General features: G+C 31.3%; 26 protein-coding genes. 4 read left to right on the top strand and 22 right to left on the bottom strand.

Annotated elements, in window-relative coordinates; all coding sequences use genetic code 11:
• Positions 1-105: 105 nt before the first annotated feature.
• The 12 genes from C820_RS13310 to C820_RS13365 form a co-directional block, all read right to left on the bottom strand.
• Entirely contained in the window at positions 106-432 is a 327-nt protein-coding gene (locus C820_RS13310) for a hypothetical protein (protein WP_004036894.1), read from the bottom strand.
• Positions 429-3,284 (bottom strand): phage head morphogenesis protein, encoded by a 2,856-nt coding sequence (locus tag C820_RS13315; protein ID WP_156801425.1) that lies wholly within the window; start codon positions 3,282-3,284, stop codon positions 429-431. The genes C820_RS13310 and C820_RS13315 overlap by 4 nt, the downstream gene beginning before the upstream one ends.
• Before the next feature lie 180 nt (positions 3,285-3,464).
• Complete coding sequence (locus C820_RS13320; protein WP_004036892.1) at positions 3,465-5,006, bottom strand: hypothetical protein; 1,542 nt, start codon at positions 5,004-5,006, stop codon at positions 3,465-3,467.
• Positions 5,007-5,287: 281 nt separating this feature from the next.
• Positions 5,288-5,836 carry a hypothetical protein gene (locus C820_RS13325; RefSeq protein ID WP_004036890.1) on the bottom strand — a complete coding sequence of 183 codons (549 nt, stop codon included), beginning with the start codon at positions 5,834-5,836 and terminating at the stop codon, positions 5,288-5,290.
• Positions 5,836-6,414: a phage virion morphogenesis protein gene (locus C820_RS13330; protein WP_004036885.1), complete on the bottom strand. Its 579-nt coding sequence runs from the start codon at positions 6,412-6,414 to the stop codon at positions 5,836-5,838. The genes C820_RS13325 and C820_RS13330 overlap by 1 nt, the downstream gene beginning before the upstream one ends.
• Entirely contained in the window at positions 6,414-6,815 is a 402-nt protein-coding gene (locus C820_RS13335; protein WP_004036877.1) for a hypothetical protein, read from the bottom strand. The genes C820_RS13330 and C820_RS13335 overlap by 1 nt, the downstream gene beginning before the upstream one ends.
• Positions 6,815-7,372, bottom strand: a complete 558-nt coding sequence (locus C820_RS13340) for a hypothetical protein (protein ID WP_004036874.1) — start codon at positions 7,370-7,372, stop codon at positions 6,815-6,817. Before C820_RS13340 ends, C820_RS13335 begins: the two co-directional genes overlap by 1 nt.
• On the bottom strand, positions 7,369-7,527 hold the full coding sequence (locus C820_RS13345) for a hypothetical protein (protein ID WP_004036873.1): 159 nt from the start codon (positions 7,525-7,527) through the stop codon (positions 7,369-7,371). Before C820_RS13345 ends, C820_RS13340 begins: the two co-directional genes overlap by 4 nt.
• Before the next feature lie 26 nt (positions 7,528-7,553).
• Positions 7,554-9,017 (bottom strand): phage terminase large subunit, encoded by a 1,464-nt coding sequence (terL, locus tag C820_RS13350; protein ID WP_004036872.1) that lies wholly within the window; start codon positions 9,015-9,017, stop codon positions 7,554-7,556.
• On the bottom strand, positions 9,014-9,307 hold the full coding sequence (locus C820_RS13355; protein ID WP_004036871.1) for a hypothetical protein: 294 nt from the start codon (positions 9,305-9,307) through the stop codon (positions 9,014-9,016). The genes terL and C820_RS13355 overlap by 4 nt, the downstream gene beginning before the upstream one ends.
• Before the next feature lie 132 nt (positions 9,308-9,439).
• Positions 9,440-9,961 carry a phage protein Gp27 family protein gene (locus tag C820_RS13360; RefSeq protein ID WP_004036870.1) on the bottom strand — a complete coding sequence of 174 codons (522 nt, stop codon included), beginning with the start codon at positions 9,959-9,961 and terminating at the stop codon, positions 9,440-9,442.
• Between the two features lie 109 nt (positions 9,962-10,070).
• Complete coding sequence (locus tag C820_RS13365) at positions 10,071-10,316, bottom strand: Mor transcription activator family protein (RefSeq protein WP_004036869.1); 246 nt, start codon at positions 10,314-10,316, stop codon at positions 10,071-10,073.
• A 199-nt stretch (positions 10,317-10,515) separates the two neighbouring features.
• On the opposite strand from C820_RS13365, the gene C820_RS14500 reads away from it, so the two are divergent.
• Together C820_RS14500 and C820_RS13370 are read left to right on the top strand one after the other, a co-directional pair.
• Positions 10,516-10,638 carry a hypothetical protein gene (locus C820_RS14500; protein ID WP_004036868.1) on the top strand — a complete coding sequence of 41 codons (123 nt, stop codon included), beginning with the start codon at positions 10,516-10,518 and terminating at the stop codon, positions 10,636-10,638.
• Between the two features lie 189 nt (positions 10,639-10,827).
• Positions 10,828-11,040 (top strand): hypothetical protein, encoded by a 213-nt coding sequence (locus C820_RS13370; protein ID WP_004036867.1) that lies wholly within the window; start codon positions 10,828-10,830, stop codon positions 11,038-11,040.
• A 28-nt stretch (positions 11,041-11,068) separates the two neighbouring features.
• Here the strand turns inward: C820_RS13370 and C820_RS13375 are convergent, their stop codons facing one another.
• The 10 genes from C820_RS13375 to C820_RS13420 all read right to left on the bottom strand — a co-directional run bounded on the left by C820_RS13375 (position 11,069) and on the right by C820_RS13420 (position 16,521).
• The gene (locus tag C820_RS13375) at positions 11,069-11,437 is read right to left on the bottom strand and encodes a phage protein GemA/Gp16 family protein (RefSeq protein ID WP_004036865.1); all 369 of its coding nucleotides are present in this window, start codon (positions 11,435-11,437) and stop codon (positions 11,069-11,071) included.
• On the bottom strand, positions 11,434-11,661 hold the full coding sequence (locus C820_RS13380) for a hypothetical protein (RefSeq protein WP_004036860.1): 228 nt from the start codon (positions 11,659-11,661) through the stop codon (positions 11,434-11,436). Before C820_RS13380 ends, C820_RS13375 begins: the two co-directional genes overlap by 4 nt.
• Before the next feature lie 6 nt (positions 11,662-11,667).
• Positions 11,668-11,847 (bottom strand): hypothetical protein, encoded by a 180-nt coding sequence (locus tag C820_RS13385; protein ID WP_004036859.1) that lies wholly within the window; start codon positions 11,845-11,847, stop codon positions 11,668-11,670.
• An 18-nt stretch (positions 11,848-11,865) separates the two neighbouring features.
• Positions 11,866-12,060, bottom strand: coding sequence for a hypothetical protein (locus C820_RS13390; protein WP_004036858.1), 195 nt, complete (start codon positions 12,058-12,060; stop codon positions 11,866-11,868).
• Between the two features lie 13 nt (positions 12,061-12,073).
• Positions 12,074-12,973 carry an AAA family ATPase gene (locus C820_RS13395; RefSeq protein ID WP_004036857.1) on the bottom strand — a complete coding sequence of 300 codons (900 nt, stop codon included), beginning with the start codon at positions 12,971-12,973 and terminating at the stop codon, positions 12,074-12,076.
• 79 nt (positions 12,974-13,052) lie between these two features.
• Positions 13,053-15,047 (bottom strand): Mu transposase C-terminal domain-containing protein, encoded by a 1,995-nt coding sequence (locus C820_RS13400; RefSeq protein WP_004036856.1) that lies wholly within the window; start codon positions 15,045-15,047, stop codon positions 13,053-13,055.
• A gap of 167 nt (positions 15,048-15,214) precedes the next feature.
• Positions 15,215-15,523: a hypothetical protein gene (locus C820_RS13405; protein ID WP_004036854.1), complete on the bottom strand. Its 309-nt coding sequence runs from the start codon at positions 15,521-15,523 to the stop codon at positions 15,215-15,217.
• A gap of 43 nt (positions 15,524-15,566) precedes the next feature.
• A complete protein-coding gene (locus C820_RS13410) occupies positions 15,567-15,776 on the bottom strand; it encodes a hypothetical protein (protein WP_004036852.1) in 210 nt (69 codons plus the stop codon).
• Positions 15,777-15,778: 2 nt separating this feature from the next.
• Entirely contained in the window at positions 15,779-16,381 is a 603-nt protein-coding gene (locus tag C820_RS13415) for a BRO-N domain-containing protein (RefSeq protein WP_004036849.1), read from the bottom strand.
• The gene (locus C820_RS13420) at positions 16,369-16,521 is read right to left on the bottom strand and encodes a hypothetical protein (protein WP_004036848.1); all 153 of its coding nucleotides are present in this window, start codon (positions 16,519-16,521) and stop codon (positions 16,369-16,371) included. Before C820_RS13420 ends, C820_RS13415 begins: the two co-directional genes overlap by 13 nt.
• A gap of 131 nt (positions 16,522-16,652) precedes the next feature.
• Between C820_RS13420 and C820_RS13425 the strand changes: the two genes are divergently transcribed.
• A complete protein-coding gene (locus tag C820_RS13425; RefSeq protein WP_004036847.1) occupies positions 16,653-16,994 on the top strand; it encodes a helix-turn-helix domain-containing protein in 342 nt (113 codons plus the stop codon).
• An 18-nt stretch (positions 16,995-17,012) separates the two neighbouring features.
• Positions 17,013-17,387 carry a helix-turn-helix domain-containing protein gene (locus tag C820_RS13430; protein ID WP_242824488.1) on the top strand — a complete coding sequence of 125 codons (375 nt, stop codon included), beginning with the start codon at positions 17,013-17,015 and terminating at the stop codon, positions 17,385-17,387.
• Positions 17,388-17,424 lie beyond the last annotated feature (37 nt).

The raw sequence follows: 17,424 nt of genomic DNA on the forward strand, positions 1-17,424 counted from the left end.
GTCTAATGAAAAAAGCGTCTTAAAACGCTTTTAAATGCCTTTTAAAACACTTTTAAATTTTTGTACAAAAAAAGAACCGTTTAACGACTTGTTCAGGTCAAAATATTATTTTTTATTCTGTTCTTGTTTTTTTAGCCATTCCTCGTGACTTCTTTTTTCGTAATCCTCAACACTTTTATATCCTTTTTCTTTTACAGCTATCATACCAGGTCCGCCTATCATTCTGGAACCATCTGGAAAAATTGTATAAGCTTCTCCTATATAATATTCCCTTTTAGGAGCAGTAGGCTCTAATTTTTTGTAATAATGATCTCTTATTTCTTTATCCTTTACATCAATTCCGTTAAATTCGTCCATCCTTTTATAATATTCTTCATAAGTTTGTATTGCTAAAAATTTTTCTTTTTGTTTCTTTTTTTCTTCTTGTGTCATTCTACCACTTCCTTTATGTAGTCGTATAATTTAGGACATTTTCTTTGCAATTCTTTTTTATCCCTCATATATAATTCATAAGGTTCTGAAATAAAATCCCACAACCTTTCATATTTAAACTCTCCACTATCCCAGCCAAACGCTTTTATAGGGTCATCACATTTATAAATTCTGCCTTGATATTCTGTAAGGAGTGCCTCATTTTTTAAAAAACAAACCTTTACTGGTCTACCTAAATTATCAATATAGGTTGTTTCATCAATATAAATATCATCACTTACAATTTCTCCTAAAATTTCTCTTTTTAATTGTTCCACTCTTTCTTGGCTCATCAATTTATTATCCACCATATGACCCGTTTCATGTCTTACTTGTTTTTTATTTGCACCTTTTGCAATATACATTACATCATTATTATAGTCATATTGGCTCGTTCCTTCTTGTCCTATTTCAACAATTGTACTTTTCAATGCCCTTTGCACTTTTTCAGGCATTTCAGCAAATGTTTCTTTGACTATTTCAATTTCTTTCTCAATTTCTTTTTCACTTACATTTTTATGGATACGAATATTATAAACTTCATTGTTTTGCTCTCGTTTTTTCCCTTTAAAGGTATTTTGTTTTTCATTATTATTATACTGTATATTACTAGAATTGTCAAAATTTCCAACTTTTCTTTCTGAAAATACTGGCAGCCATGTACATCTGCAACGTGGATGCAGGGGATTATCTGGTGCTTTGTCAACATCAAACACTTTTCCATGCAAGGCACGGCAGCCATCACAAGTCTTTAAATCCAGTGAAGCGTGCCACATCACTTTATTCGCTCCTGCTCCTCTGTAAGTATTTTTTGTACTTGTATTATAAGCAAACCCTAATTCTGTAATGGCTATCATTTCTGCCCTCACAGGATTTTTAATTTTATTTTCTATTTTCTTTTTTTGCTCTTTCCAGCTTTCTCCTTGCTCATATCCTTTCGCCAATATTTTTCGTATTTCCTCTATTGTTGTTTGTTCCATTTTAGATACTCTCAAAAGGGCATTGTTTAATAATTCTTTTTGAATATCTTCTCTTTCAATACCAATACGAATATTTACATTATTTTCCTCATCAGTAAAAACTTGCTCTACTACATTTTGTGCTCTTTTTTCCCCTATATCATAAGCCTTTTTGATATAGTGGATATAAAAATCCTTGTTTTGTTTCTTCCACGCCTTTTTGATGTTATTTTCTATATTTTCCTCTGTACTCTCTTTGATTTCTTCCCAAATTCCATTAAAAAAAGACTCCCACTTTTTCGTAAATTCATGAGAAAGTCTTTCTATTTCTTCAAAATCTTTTTCGTGTTCATCTGTAAGTGCTTCTTGTTCAGAAATAATATTCTTTTTTTTTATTTCTTTTTGCTGTTGCTTTTCTTTTTCTGGTAGAAGTTCTTGTTTTTGCTGCTTTTCTTTTTCTATTTTGTTTTGCTGTAATCCATTTTCTTCTAATATTTTTTGATACATTACACTAGGGTCTTCTATATCAAAATCATCTGCCACAAGCTGTATCGCTTTTTCATGACTAATAAGCTGTTTTCCTCCGCCTTTTGCTAGTGCATTTTGTATGCTTTCTACTCTTTCTGCGGTACTTTCTTCCGTTTTTCTGCTCCACACAATGTCATAGTAAATATTTTCTGGGTTAATTCCTTGTAATAAAAGCTGTAAATCTATTATTGCTCTATATCCAGAATAAATGCTGTTATCTCCATATTCCAGCCTGTCAGTAATATTTTCTAATGTCTGCAAATAGTGAGGATACTGCACTTTTAATACATCTCTGTTAATACCTTGTCCCCCTGTAATAATTGCCTTTGGTACTAATAAATTTATCCATAACATATTTTCTATCATTTCTACATCTTTTATTTCGTCAAGATTTGCTTCATCATGTAATGCACTTACCTCTACATTACCAATATAGTCTGTTAGCATATGTGCATTTTGTGTAGGAATACCATTTTCATCTACCATAGCATTTGCCCTTTTGTAGTCTTCTATTTCTGCAATATCTGTTGTTTCTAGCTTATGGGAACGCTTACTAACAGAACGATATATTCTTCTGTAGGCTAATGCTTCTTCCATTTTTGAAAGCATTTTATAACACTTTCTTGCTACTGCATATTGACTTGTACCATAAATTTTAGTTTCATCACATAACCATCGAATATGGTTTACTTGATAAAGTGCAAAATCTTTTCTGCTTGCTTCTGGTGCACTTTCTCCAGCCATTTGGTATATTTGTGAAGTATCTATTTGAGAAAATGCTTTTTTGTTATCTATAAAATCGCCATATTCGTCCACATTTCTTTTCATTGTTAATGCAGGTGCTCTTTTGATTTCTGTAATCAAACCGCTTTTTTTGTCTACTATCACATTTAAAAATAAATCTCCCTCTCTCAACAATGCTCTTGCGTGTTCTGTACAAAGTATATGTAATCTCGTTCTTTCTAAAAAATTATCTACTATTTTTTGCACCTTTTCGCTTTCTGTAGAAACTTCTGTTGTTTGTTTTAATTGCTTCTGTTTTCTCTTTTTATCTTTTTCAGAAGCATTTACAATAATACTAAAACCGCCTTTTGTAGCATCTTCTGCTATTAAAGCATTTGCTCTTTGAAAGCGTATATCTCCATTTTCCCCACACAATTCGTTCACTTCTTTTATAATGTGGTATCTGTCTTGTGCAATGCGAAATAATTCCGTTTCATATTGTGTAGGTACTTCTACAAAACTGATACTTTGCTTGTTGTCTTTCTTTTTAAATTTTGCTAAAAAGTTTTCTAACATTTTGTTTTTTATTTTCGTTATACTCACCTCCCCTTTTGGAGGCTCCGCCCCCAAACCCCTGCAAGCCCTTTGAAAAGGGCTTGACCCTAAACTTTTTAACGGAAACTCTTACTCAATTTTATATGTTTTGTTATTTTTCTTTGCAAAAACGCTAGTTTTTGCTTTAAAGTTCTTTGTCAAACTTTCTTTCAAGAAAGCGGATAAATCTTATTCTATTTCTGCATTTGTCCCACCAGCAAAATTCAAAAGTACCCATTCTGCAGTATTAAAGTGTTTGACATTGATATTCTGTACAAACACATCAATGTTGTTTGCACTTTCATCAAATGTTATACTATAGTCCTCTATTTTTGCACTGTCTAAAGGATTAAGCGGTTGTTTTAACTGGTCAAAAAATGTCCTAATTCTAACTTCTGCATCTCTTTTCATTTTTGTTGTCATTGCTTTTCCCTGCCACTTTGCTGCTACAAAAAACAAAGAATTTTCTATCCAATTATTTAATCTCCTTTTATTTACTTTTCTGTTTTCATTGTCTGTTATGATTTCCCCAGAAACATCTTTTATTGCAAGTGTATAATCATTTCCCATTCTCCAGCCTAAATTACCTGCCCCTGTTTCAGAAGGCTTTAATGTAAAACAGCCTATTTGATTTTGATATAATAAAGAAAGTTGGTCAAAATCATATTCTTGCTCGCTCCCACTTATCCAAGTACATTCTGTTGCAATTCCACTGTCTTCTACATTTCCTATTACGTGTACTATCGCAGACAAACACGCTCCGCTTATACTTGCACCTGTATTTGCTTTATAATTTCCCTCTACCATTTGGCAAAAATCAGTATCATATGTTTTTCTATATGCTATGGTTTCTTCTCCTGTTTGTCCAAATTTCAATTCATTTGTACCACAATAAGCAATGCTGTTATACTTTTCTGCAAAAGCACATAATGCTTTATCTGCCGCTGCACTGCTAAAGCCAATATAACTACTATCTGTAATTTGTTTTCCAGCAAGTTCTAATAATTTTAATCCTGTTCTTTTTCCAGTACCTGTATCAAATGTACCAATATAATCTGGTTCTTCTACTTTTATACCGTTAGAACCTCCTAAAAGTTGTGTTTGCTCTATTACAGAAGGTTTCTTTTCCTCCAATGTTTCTGCTGTACTTTTTAAATCTTCTAACACAAAGTGATAACTTTTTTTGTTTACTACCTTTATGGCATAATTTTCACTTTGTTCGTCCATTGTCAAACCTTTATATGTTTCATATCCATCTAAATCAGAATACAATTTTAATGTAAATGTTTCCTCATTTTCTGCAATCGTTTCTGCTGTAAATACATTGGCATATTCTCCTGGATATTTTGCACTAATTTTTAATGTTGGTGTAGGTGTTTGTTGGCTGTCTGTCAGTGTTAAACTTGCTGTAGCATAGCCTTTGCCTAATATTCTAACAAACACCGCTTTTTTTGCTCTTGCCATATGTAAATGAGTCAAAAGCTGATTGCCTTTACAACCAGTATCGCTTCTTTCTCCCAATACGGGACGCAATATTTCTGTCATTCTTTTTGTAGGTGTTTCACTGCAATAAATGTATTCATTGACTGGCCCTCTGTCAAATTCTCCTACAAATCCCAGTACAAAATCAGGCATAGTAAAATTTTCTTGTTGCGGTACTGGCATTTCATTGACATAGATATCAGGTGGCATTGTCCTGATGTCCCCTGTAAATCCTCTTAATATTGGCATATTGTAAACCTCCTTTAAAATACTTTTAAAATATTTTTAAATATCTTTTAAATGCTTTTTTAAAATTCTGTTTGTAGATAACAAAACAAAGTTTTTGTTCAAGCTTTTTTCAAAAAGCTTGTGGAGTTTGAGGCAAAGCCTCAAGGTTTTAAGCTTTTTCCGCTTCCAAGCGTGTTTTTGAAAGGGCTTGGGGAAACTTTTCACAAGTGAAAAAAGTTTCCCCAAATACTTATAACTTTTATTAAATTTCTAATAAAACAACTTTTTTAATAAACTAAATTTTAACTATTTTTAATTTTTCCTGTAAAATGCATTTGTTTCACTGTGTCAACAACTTCTTCTGTCAATAATTTTGCACTGCATTGCCATGTTTGATTAACCTGCCATAAATCTGTATCACCTTCTGGCGGTGCAGGAGGGTACATTAAAAATATATCCATATTTTCCAGCCATTTGTCCCCTTCTAATTTTAATGTATTTTCTCTCTCCAAGTAATTGATAAACTTTGTAGATAACATTTGTGCAATGCCTTTTTTATTTGCAAAAAAACTAATCTGTATGACATATTCTATTCTTAATGTTTCTGTTGCCACTGTAAATTGATTGTTGTTATCGTTTTTTACTACTTTATGTGGTATAAACTCCCTCATCAATCCCTTTTCAGAACTTGCTGATACAAAAGAAATATTCGCTGCATTTTTATTTTGTTTTCTGTAGCTGTCTGCGGTAGGGAAATCATCAAATACTAAAAAATCTTGTCCATGTACTGTTTTGATTGCTTGTTTTAGTGTTTCATACACCAATACAAGAGGGTCCCTTATTTTCTCCATTAAAATCCTCCTTGACCAAAATTTGCTATATTTTCTGCAATACCATTTTTAATATCTTCCGCAATTTCTTCCTTATTTTCTACTACAGAAGGTCTTAAATACGGTCTTGGTGGTATATTTCTTTTTGCCGAACCGTATTCTTGTGCTGCACCATATGTCGCAATAGCACTTGCTTTTTCCCCTTTTTTATTTGCTTTTCCTTTTGCTACGCCAATATAAATATTTCCTTGTGCTATTTGGCTTTCATCTGTTGTAATTGCTGCTCTTAAATGTCCTGTATTTACTAAAGGGCTGTCATCTGCTGTACCGCTTGGCTCAAAACTTCCGTATTTTTTGAAATATTCTTTTCCAGACTTTTTTAAATTTCCTTTTTTTGTTGTATATTTTCTTTTTACAGTCTGTGGCTTTAATGTTTGCCATGCAGGATATTCTCCTACACTAGGCTGATAGGTGCCTAACTTTTCCTTTGCAGTTCCCATTACTCTGGCTCCCGCTTGTTTTAAACCATTTTGAGCACCTTGCTGTATGACTTCCTCTATACTTGTAATCGTTTTTATCAGTTTTTCAAAATCACTCATTACATCGCCTTCTTCGCTTTATATTGTCTGCAAAGTAACGTTTCACCCATAACGATAGGCAATATTTCAAATACAATGTATTCTTCTTTTTGGTATATTACTCTGTCACCTGTATGTATTCTGCTTTGTTCTTCTATTTCTGCAAATTCAATATAGCTTTCTTCGTTGTTGCCTAACTCCATATTGTTTGCAATTTTTCCAGTTGCCCCCTTTTCAGAAGCCAATGTCATAGGTATCACTTTTATAGTGCTTTCTACTATATTGTCATTTTCTCCTATGTCACAAATGCCAAGCTGTTCTACATTTCCTGTTTTCTGTAGCAATGTCATTTCTGTTTCACAATTCATTTTTTGAACTGTTTGCAACTTTTTTAATACTACTTTTGCTAAATCTACCTGCATTAGCACCAACTCCCTGTTGCTTTTGCTTTGATAGCATTTAAAAATTCTAGTCTTTTGTTTTGTACATAATCCAGTAATATCTCTTTTGCATTTTTATTTTCTTCAAATGTCAAATCTAATCCACGTCCTAATTTCATTTCTTTTACAATTCCTTCTGCTATATTATCTTCTGTTATATTTATCACTTTTTTATACATCATTTCTCCCAGACAATAATTGTAAAATAAATATAGTTCCTTTTCTGGTATTTCTGTAATGGTTCTGTCTGCATAATACAAAAAGGAAATTTTTCCACAAAAACTATTTTTTAAAACAATACAATTTCCTACGATAGCATACTTTTCTAATCCTTTGTACCATGTTTGATAATCTTCAGGCAAGGCATATATTTTTTGTCCTTCTAAAATAGTAATATTGCCTTCTCGTAATATTGGCTTTTTTTTAGAATATAATTTTAAAGCAACCTCAACATTGTTTTGTATTTCTTTTTCTGTAAAAAAATAAGGCTCTTGATTGTCCTTACTGTATTCTCGAAATCCCTCTATAAAATTTTTCATTCTTCTTCCTCATTATCTGACTTTTGTTCTGTTTGCAGTTCTTCTTTTTCTTTTTCTGTATTTTCTTCTGTTTCTGTTGGTGTTTGATATATCTCACAAGGGTATATCATTTGTCCCATGATAGCATTTTTTTCATATCCTTTTGCAATTTCCATATTTATCATTTCTCCTTAGAATTCATTTAAAATAACTTGAATGCTCTGATAGGGCTTGCTATTGGTTTCATTCTACCTTTGACATCTCCATTTATCATTTCTACAAATCCTGTCAGTGCATCAGCAGCATCATCATGTGCATTTTTGCCTTTTCTTTGATAATTGCTTATTGCTTTGTAAAATTCTTTGTATTTTTTCTCCCAGCCTTCTGGAAATATTATTTGTTCCATTACATTTGTTGCATTAACAAGTATTCTGGTATTTTTATTTTTGCTTTGATGAAACCATGTTACATTACATTTTCTGCATTTTAATTTTTTCAGTTCTCTTTCTACATTTCTAGCAAATCCTCTACCTCCGTTGTTACTTTCTATCAAACAATCTCTTGTTTGTAATAATGATAAAAGTCTTGCTGTTTCTGGTTCTGTTATCTCCATAGGCTTGTCTGTATAATAAATTCCTGTAATATAACCATATCTTCCTATCACACCGCCTATTACAGCACACAAGTAATCTTTTCCTTCATCTGCTGTATCAATATAAGCAATCTGTCTTTCAAACAAATCACTATCTATTACATCATAAGTTTTAAATTTTCCATACAATACCCCTTTTATATCAATAGGTTGCTGCATATAATTCGCTAACCAAATATGTTCATCAAGTGTTTCTCTTTTTCGAATTAAATCTTCTGTAGGATATAAACTTTCGCAAATACTTTTATCATTTTTATCCAATGCTGCTAACTGCAATACATAACATCTTTCTGTATATTCTGTCATTATCTTTCCAGCTAAATCATCTGTAGCCCATCTAGTTTGTATGATAATCTGTAAACTGTTTGGCAGCATTCTGGAAGTGAGTGTGTTTTTATAAAAATCAAAATGCCCTTGTTTTACTTTTTCGTTTATCGCTTCTTCTGCATTTTTAATAGGGTCATCTATAATAATCAGATTTCCTCTCATACCTGTTAGCTTTCCAGTAAATGAAGTACCTAAATAACTCATATAAGCATTTTTTAATGCCCATTTATCCGCTGCACCATCGCCTTCTTTTATTTTTAATTCAGGGAAAAAACTGGTAGGCACAAAGTCATGATATTCCTCTAATTGTATAGTATTTCTTACTGTTTTAGAAAACGATATTGCCAAATCCTGCCCATAACTTACGGTAATGACTTGGTTTTTATGATTTTTACCTAATACCCATGTTGCAAATAAACTCGCTGTATAACTTTTTCCAAAACCGGGAGGTAAATTTAATATCAGTATGTCATAAGGCTTTTTTGTTTTCTCATTTATCATTTTTCTTTCATACATTTTTTGTAATGTATCACAAACAATATCTTGATAGCTTCTTTCCTTTTTAAAAAAATCACTGTTTATCATATTGCAATATTGCCTGAAACTGTTTTTGCCTTTTTCAATTTCTGCTTCTCTTTGTGTTTTTTCCCCTGTAGAAATGCTCCTAAATTCTTCTAAAAAGCTCATGCATATTTCTCCCTGCTTAATATAATTGCTGCTAAATCATGTTCTCTTTTTAGACTTTCTCCATTGATATTTGTGTATCCTTCTACTCTGTTTTGTCTGTCCCATTGCTTTTGATATGCCTTTCGCTTTTGTCTGTTTTCTTTTTTTCTTTTTTCTTTTTCTTGCTTGTACTCAGGCAATTTTTTTAAATAACGATATATGCTTTTCTCACTTTTTAATAGCATTATGCTAATTTCTCTAATACTTTTTTTCTCCATAAAAAAAAGAGCCTTCGCTCGCTCCTGCCACATTTTATCACTTCCTCATTAGTGAATATATTTGATGAATATGATACCTTTTTCTTTTTTGTCCATTTTTTGTCGGATTATTTTGGACGTAGTAATGTTACTGACATAAGACATTGAAAGTCTTTCTATAAATAATTATTTTTCTGTTTCTTTTTCTATATCGTCTGCTATTTTGATAATCTCTTTTGCTACTTCTGGGTGGTTTTTTCCTATTTCCTCATATACTTGTTGTTTTAATTTTTTTAATGCTGTATGTACTGCTCCTGCTTCTTTTCTTGCATGAAGCTTTAATCTTTCATTCTGTACTTGTGCCCTTTGTAATGTTGCAATAGAGCGTGCGGCTTCTATTTTTTCCTTTTGTTTTATATTTTCATTTATCAATACTTGCATAATCATTTGACTGATAAGTGCATTGTTGGCTTCGTGTAGTTCTGTAGTAGGTCTTTCTGCATTATCTTCTGCCAATAACTGTGCATATTCCTTTGCTAATCTCACACTTTCAAATTTTTGCAAAAAAGGTTTTCCATATCTGTGTATGCTTGTTTTGGATATGTTGTGTCCCATTTCTTTTAAATATTTTGCAATTTCTTCATAAGTGTGCCCCTCAAGAAGCCTGTTTTCCACTTCTTTTCTTATCACTTCTGGCAGTTTATCCACTTTTCCATGACTTCTATTTTTTTCTGTCGATATTACAGCCTCCTCCTTCCCTTCGTTTTTCTCTATTTTTACTATAACATATTTTTTGTGACAAGTCCTTCAAAAACTGTCAAAACTTTTTTTCTTTGTACTTTTTTATCATTCTGTATATTGTTCTTTCAGAAATACAATATTTTTCTGCTAATTCTTTTGTATTCTCTCCTGTAAATTCTTCTAATATCTTTTTATATTTTTCTCTTTTTTGTAATTCTTTCTCTTTTGGAATATAAATATTACTCCCTCCAAATACATGAGATAACATTGTTAAATTCTCCATTCCTATTAGTTCTGCATATTCTTTGTATTTTTGTTTCATAGAATACCTCCCTTTTTTGTCTTTTATACTATTATATCATATTATTATAAAATCCAATCAGAATACGAAAAATAAATTTTTTTACAGTTTTTAAAAAAATTTTCATTTTTCTATTGACAAACTATACTATTGATAGTATAATAGTGTTCAGAAAGGGGGAATGAAGTAAAAAAATACAAAAAGAAAGGAGGGAAAAAGGGTGGAGAAATTAGTAGAAAAAATAAAAGAGCTCAAAAAAGTGATAGCAGCACTTATTGAGCTCATGTTAGAATTAAGCACTCTCATAGCCGTTATTAAAATGGTTATAGACAGCATATTCTAATACCCACGGGAGGGGAAACCCTCCCATCTACTAATATATTATATCATAAAACCACTCTTAAATACAATGAAAAATTCTACAAAATCTTTAATCATTGCACTTTTAGAACTTGCTTTTGAAATTGCCAAATTAATTGTAGTTGTTGTAGGTCTTTACCTTATCATATTTCATAAATAGGAGTTGATTTATTTGCAAACAGAAACAAAACAAATAAACCCACAAACAGAAGCTAACAAAAAATGGCAAGAAAAAAATAGAGAAAAAGCAAAATATTTGCGTAACCGTTCCACTTCAAGAAGTTTTATTAAAAATCAAGCAACGTTAGAAGATATAGAAGAATTAAAACAACTCATGAAAACAAGAATAGAACTTCTTGCCTCTGCATCAGAACAAACAGAATAAAACACAAACAATAAAAGAGGGTTTTTTACTACCCTCTTTTATCTTTTTCCCATATATTTTTTAATCCTTCAATCAGTTTTGCTGCTTGTTTGCTTGTCAGCCAATTTACATTAGAAATACCATACTGCTTTTCTATAAATTGCCTAAGTGCTTTTTCTTCCCAACTTAAACATTGACAAAGCCCTTTTACATATTTTAATTGTTTTTCCGTAATATATCCTTTTACTGTTTGTTTCTTTTCCTGCAATCCATCTATCAATGTTTTTGCTTCTTGTGTTGTTACTTCTGTAATACTTTGTTTTCCTGTTTGTGTTTCTACATAACTATGTAATAATTCATTATCCATACCTCTTTGTTTTGCCAATACAAATAATAACTTTCTTTGTTTTTCTGTCATAATTTTTCATTGATTTCCTTTAGTTTTTCTATTTCCTTATGATTTTCATTTTCTAATTCTTTTAATTTGCATTTTGTAATACACACAATTTTTTCTAACTCTAACTTTTTTATCTTTGTTTTTTCCCATTCTATATAAAGCCACAATATTATACCTCCTACCATACTAAATACTATTGCTGCTGCCCAACCTACCATAAAAGCGATAAATATTTCATTCTGCATTTTTGATTACTCCTTTTTGTTTTTGATAATATGCTCTATAATAAGCTTTTTTTCTTCTCTATGCCTTTGATAATAAAGTTTTTGTCTTTCTCTTTGCTTTTCTCTTTCACTTGGCAAAATATCCATAATACAATCATCATAAATGCACTCGAAACAATTTTCATTGCAGTTTACTCTTTTTCTCACGCCCTTCACTCCTTATTTTTACAAAAACTCTCTTTCTAACGCATCTATAAAATATCTAACACAACCTGCATAATATTGCGGTCTGATATTTAATTCCATCAATGTTTTCTGTAGCATTATTTTTGTAATTTCCGATAATTCTTCTAATGCTTCTGTAGCACTTCCTTCTACTGTTACGCTGCAATATTCGTCTTTCATTTTTATTGTTATCATTTTTAACACTTCCTTATGGTCTAATATTCATTTCTATTGCTATCTCTGCAATATTTTTACTGTTTATTTGTCCAAATACTGCTGCTGTATTCACAAATACATTTACTGCTCCTCTAACACCGTAATTTGTTCTGCTAATAGCGAGTAATAATTCAATGACATTTTCTTCTAATTCATTCTCTTCAAAAAGTAATGCAATATCTTCTTTTGTAATGCTGTTTGTTGTAATGTGTTCTTTGTATGCTATTCTGCTGTAAAGCTGTGCATAAGAAGCTTGTCCGCTTCCTCTCATTTTTAAATAAATTTCATCATTTCCTATAAATGCAATGCCTATACCACTTTCATCACTCATACATCTTAAATGATTTATTACTCGTACAGTTAAATGTTGTGCTTCATCTATAATAAGTACTTTGTTACTTCTTTTTAATTTTGCTACGGCTTCACTGTATATTTTCCTTGCTATTTTTTCTCTTATTCTTAATTGTTCTGCTATCAATTCATTTACCCCTGTAATACTTGCAAAACAAGGGGACACTGTAATTACAATTGCTCCTTCAGGGTGTTTTTTAGCATATTGCTTTATTGCCATTGTTTTTCCTACTCCTGCATCACCATACGCAACTGCAATTTTGCCTTGTATATGGCAGTATTCTATGAGTTTATACACTTTGTTGCTAATACTTGTTCCTTTATATTCTGGTGCTTTGGGTGCGATTTCCTTTTGTGCCTTCAGTTCAAAAAACTGCTCTATTTTAGGTATAATAATATGAGGAGATTTATATACTCCCTTTAAAAACTGGCTAAGCTGTGGGTCTGAAATATCCAATTCTTTCGCAATTTCTGATTGTGTTTTTCCTGTTGTTTCTTTATATGTTAATAGCTTTTGTATTGCTTGTTCTTGTTCTATCATTTTTACAGCCTCCTAACTTTTTATTTTTTTAACGATTAAAACCTTTTTAAACGCCTTTTAAAAGCATTTTAAAGACTTTTTAAAATAAATTATTTTCCAATTCTTTTACTTTTTTTAGTCTTTCTATTCCCTTGGTCCAGTCTATGCCTTCTCCTCCTGCTACATTTGGTAGTGCAACTACTTCTGTTGTATCACCAGTATTTTTTATTTGATTTTCACTGTAAAACACTGGCTGCGCGATTTTTGGTATCACTGGTTTGTTTTGGCTTTCTTCTTTTAATGCCTTTTCTAGTAGCATTGTAAGTGCGTCTTTTTGTTCCATTTCTTTTTTGGCTTTATAATTTGCCACTTCTTTTATTGCATTTTTATTTTGCTGTTGCTGTTTTTTCACTTCTTGTTTGCTTGCCGTATAACTCAATTCTTCTTTCAATGCTGCAATACACAAAAATCTTTTTTGTTCATCATATATTCTTACATTGTTTAAATCTTCTGGATTGTATCTTACATATACATTTTGTCCGAAATGTTCCTTCCATAATTCTTCATTCCAGTATTGCAGTTGCTTACCATAAAATGTTAATGTAATACCATTTTTTCCTACTTTTAACATACCTGTATTACTTTTTGCATATCTCATAAACATCAAATCTGATTTTTCTTTTGGCAATACTCTTTTTGTTATCATATTTTCTGCAAACACTTCATCAGGACATTTTCCTTTCATTCCTGTACCTTCATGAGGCTGTTTGTTGTACCAACCTTCTATGTAAATATCTACATACTGTATAAATTCCTCTATATTAGGTAGTCCCTTCCTTGTTTTTACCATCTCTTTCAACCTGTCAGGTCTTTCTAATATCGTACCACCTGTGTAGCTTTCAAATAGCTTGCTAAAATGTTCTTTTACCGTGCAAAATGCTCTTTCTATGCCTTTTCCCCTTGCATTTCTAGGTAATGCAGTGCGAAATTCTATTCCTAAATCGTCCAGTATAGAGGGAAGTTTTAATTCTTCTCCGTTTTTTCTTTTTTTTCTGAAACCATTTCCACCTAAATCATGGAATAAAAATTCACGTCCGTTGTCAGTGTATATACTTTTTGGTACACCGAACTTTTCACAGCCTTTTTTTAACGCATATATTGTTGCATCAGAACTTGGTGCATCTGTCACGCACCAGCCTGTCATTTTTCGGCTTCTTACGTCCATAAAAGCCGTTAAATATACCCTTACTGGTTTTCCTTCTTTTTCCACCATAACATCAAATGTATGGTTGTCTGCTACCCAAATATCATTACTTTCCAAATCTTCATACATTCTTTTGATATATGGTGCACATTTGTCTATGAATACCTTTTCTCTTTCTCTAAAATACATTTTGATAGCTTTTGGTATTTTTTGAACACTTCTTTTAAACGTGGTATAACAAGGCATTTCCATTTCTTTCCCCTCAAAATAAAGTTCTGTTTCTCTCATACATTGCTTTATGCTGGGCTTGTTCTCGTTTAGATAATAATATTCAAACACGTCAAATATCTCTTTTGTCATTTTTCTGTTGTGATTGCTATGCTTGCCACGTCCATCAGCAAGTGCTGCCTCTCCTTCCATTACAAAACTGTTCCACTTTCTGTAAAGCGTTCTTCTGCTCAAATTCATACCTTCATTTTGCACATTCATTACTTTTATAAATTCATTGTCAGCCTTTTCTTTGTCTGCTTCTTTTCCTCTGTAGCTTTGCCAACTTTTCAGTAACTTCCGCCAAAACATCGCCTTTTCTTTTTCTCTTTCTGTCAAATCTGCTGTTATCTTTCTTTGTTGTTCTTCTATTTCTTGCTCTTGAACTTGCTTTTCTGCTTCCTTCTGTAGCTTTTTCAAATATCTTTTGTATTTGAGTTGTACTTTTTCGTCTAGCTTGGAAAGGGGTATACTGTAATGTGTTCCAGCATTTCCACCAACTTGCCCAATCGTTACTTCTGCAATGATTTTTCCTTTGTTAACACAAGATTGTATATATCTTTCTGTGCAGCCTTTTATTTCTGCCAGTTGTTTTACTGTTAAATAAGTTTCTTTTACACTCATACCAACTACCACCTTTTAGTACGATTTTTCATATATATTATAAAAAAATCATTTTTAAAAATTTGTTTGCAAAAATATATTTTTTGTGGTATACTCTATCCAATTCAGATATTTTATGAGCGGCTGAACGGAGCTCCTTTCTCCAACAGCCGCCTTTTCATACCACTTTATTTATTTTCTTTTATTCTTTCTATTTCTTTCAAAACATAAAGAATATTTTTTTTACAATGTTCTGCAATCATTTCAAGCGTAACAAAATCTGCTTTTTCATGATATAAAATATTGCAAATCGCTGATGTTAACAAAGACATTGCAGCATCTCTGCTAATATGTTTATTGATAAGAACCGTCCCATTTTTGTTTTGATTTTCTACAATTACAATCAGGTTACGTTCTTTGCTGTTTCTGTTGTTTTTTTCTACAATTTTTTGTATTTCTTGTATTAGTTCGTCCTCATAAAAATAACATTTTTTCATTTTTTACTGCTCCATTTCTCTTTACTACATCAATTTGATATTGTTACAATAATTCAATCATTAATATAGCAATTACAGATACTGTCAAAAATAACACCCATTTTGCACATTCTTCTAGCGATTTTTCTATTTCTTTTATTTTATTTTTTATCGTTGTTCTTTCATCTGTTACTACTTTGCTATATATATTGAAATAATGTTCTTCTGTTTCAAATAGTGCAGCATCAGATATTTTTATATTTTCCTTTTCCACTTTTAATCAGCAATCCCCATACTTTCCGCATAAAAGCACACTGTTGCAGGAGAGATTTCAATTCCGTCCATTGTCAATATTCTTGCTATGCTAGAATAACTGTGATTTCCAGCACAAATAAGCCTTTCAATTTTTCTTCTTACTTTTATCTCTAATTTTTCAATCTCTTTTTCTGCCTGTTTTTCTCTTTCTGTTCTGTCCTTTAACTCTTTTATAATAATTGGTACTACTTGACAGATTGTTTCCCTCACAATGTCCTCTATGCTGTATGGGCTTGTCCCACTTATGTAATTGCCTGTCTGTCTGATAGAAGGTAATATCTCATCAAATACCCATTTTTCAAATTCCTCTGCTTTTGGTAGTTTAGAACGAATAATTAGCCTGTAAACATCACCTTCTGGTATAAAATTAACCTCTTGTTTTCCGCCATTTGTAAGGTAGGACTGTTTCAGTGCCCCCTTACAATGTCTTGCAACTGCATTTTTAGGTTCAGAATAACCTAATGCCTTAGCTACATCATTTGCCATAAAATACTGTTTTCCTTCAATAAAAATCATTCTAAGCTGTCCAAATTCTTGGTTTTCAAATAACATTACTTGTTGCATATCATTCTTTCCTCCTTTCCTTTTTGTAAAAGGCAATGTATCCACCCTTTTAAATAAAAATAATCTTCTGGATAATGTAAACGAATTTCATTTAATTTTAAAGCAGTATCTTTTACATCTGTTACTTTTTTTTCATTCATTTAAAAATCTCCTTCCTTTGTTTTCATTGAAAACATAATAACATTCTTTGAAATTTTTGTCAATACTTTTTTGTTTTTTTGTTTACTTTGAAATCAAAATATGCTATAATGATTTCACGGAGGTGTAAATAATGAACATTCATGAGCGATTAAAATATTTAAGAACACAGCTTAATTTAACTACTCGTGCTTTTGGAGCTACTATCAATATGTCTGGTGGCGCAATCACTAATATGGAAAAAGGAACCAGAAATATTACTGAACGTACTATTCGCGATATATGTCGTGAATATAATATAAATTCAGATTGGCTCATAAACGGTACTGAACCAATGTTTGAAGATGTAACTGCTGGATTAAACATTGATGATGAAGTAAGACAACTTGCAAAACAATACAGTTTACTAAGCGATAATGATAGAGAATTAGTCAAAAAGATGATTAATTCTTTATCAGAAAAAATTACTCAATAAAGTTAATGCTATTATGAGGTGATTATATTGAACTTTAGTGAAAATCTTAAAATACTATTAGATAAACAAAATTTAAAACAAGCTGATTTATGTAGATTGACTGGAATTCAAACATCTTTAATGTCTGAATATGTTAAGGGTAAAAAAAGTCCTACTATAAAAAATGCTATCGCTATTGCAGATGCTTTTAGAATTTCATTAGATACTTTAGTTAGTAATCAAGTATTATCTGATAACTCTCTAGTTAGCGCTAAGCCAATGCCTGAAAATATAATTAATGAATTAAATGTTGATAATGAAATAAAACAGCTTGTAAAAGAATATAGTTTACTAAGCGATGATGATAAAGAATTAATCAAAAAAATGATTAATTCTTTATCAAAAAAAAATTAGTATAAAAGGCAGAAAGTTTTTTCTTCTGCCTTTTCCT

Origin of the sequence: Clostridium sp. MD294, assembly GCF_000364165.2 — a bacterium.
Classification (GTDB): Bacteria; Bacillota; Clostridia; order Lachnospirales; family Anaerotignaceae; genus Coprocola.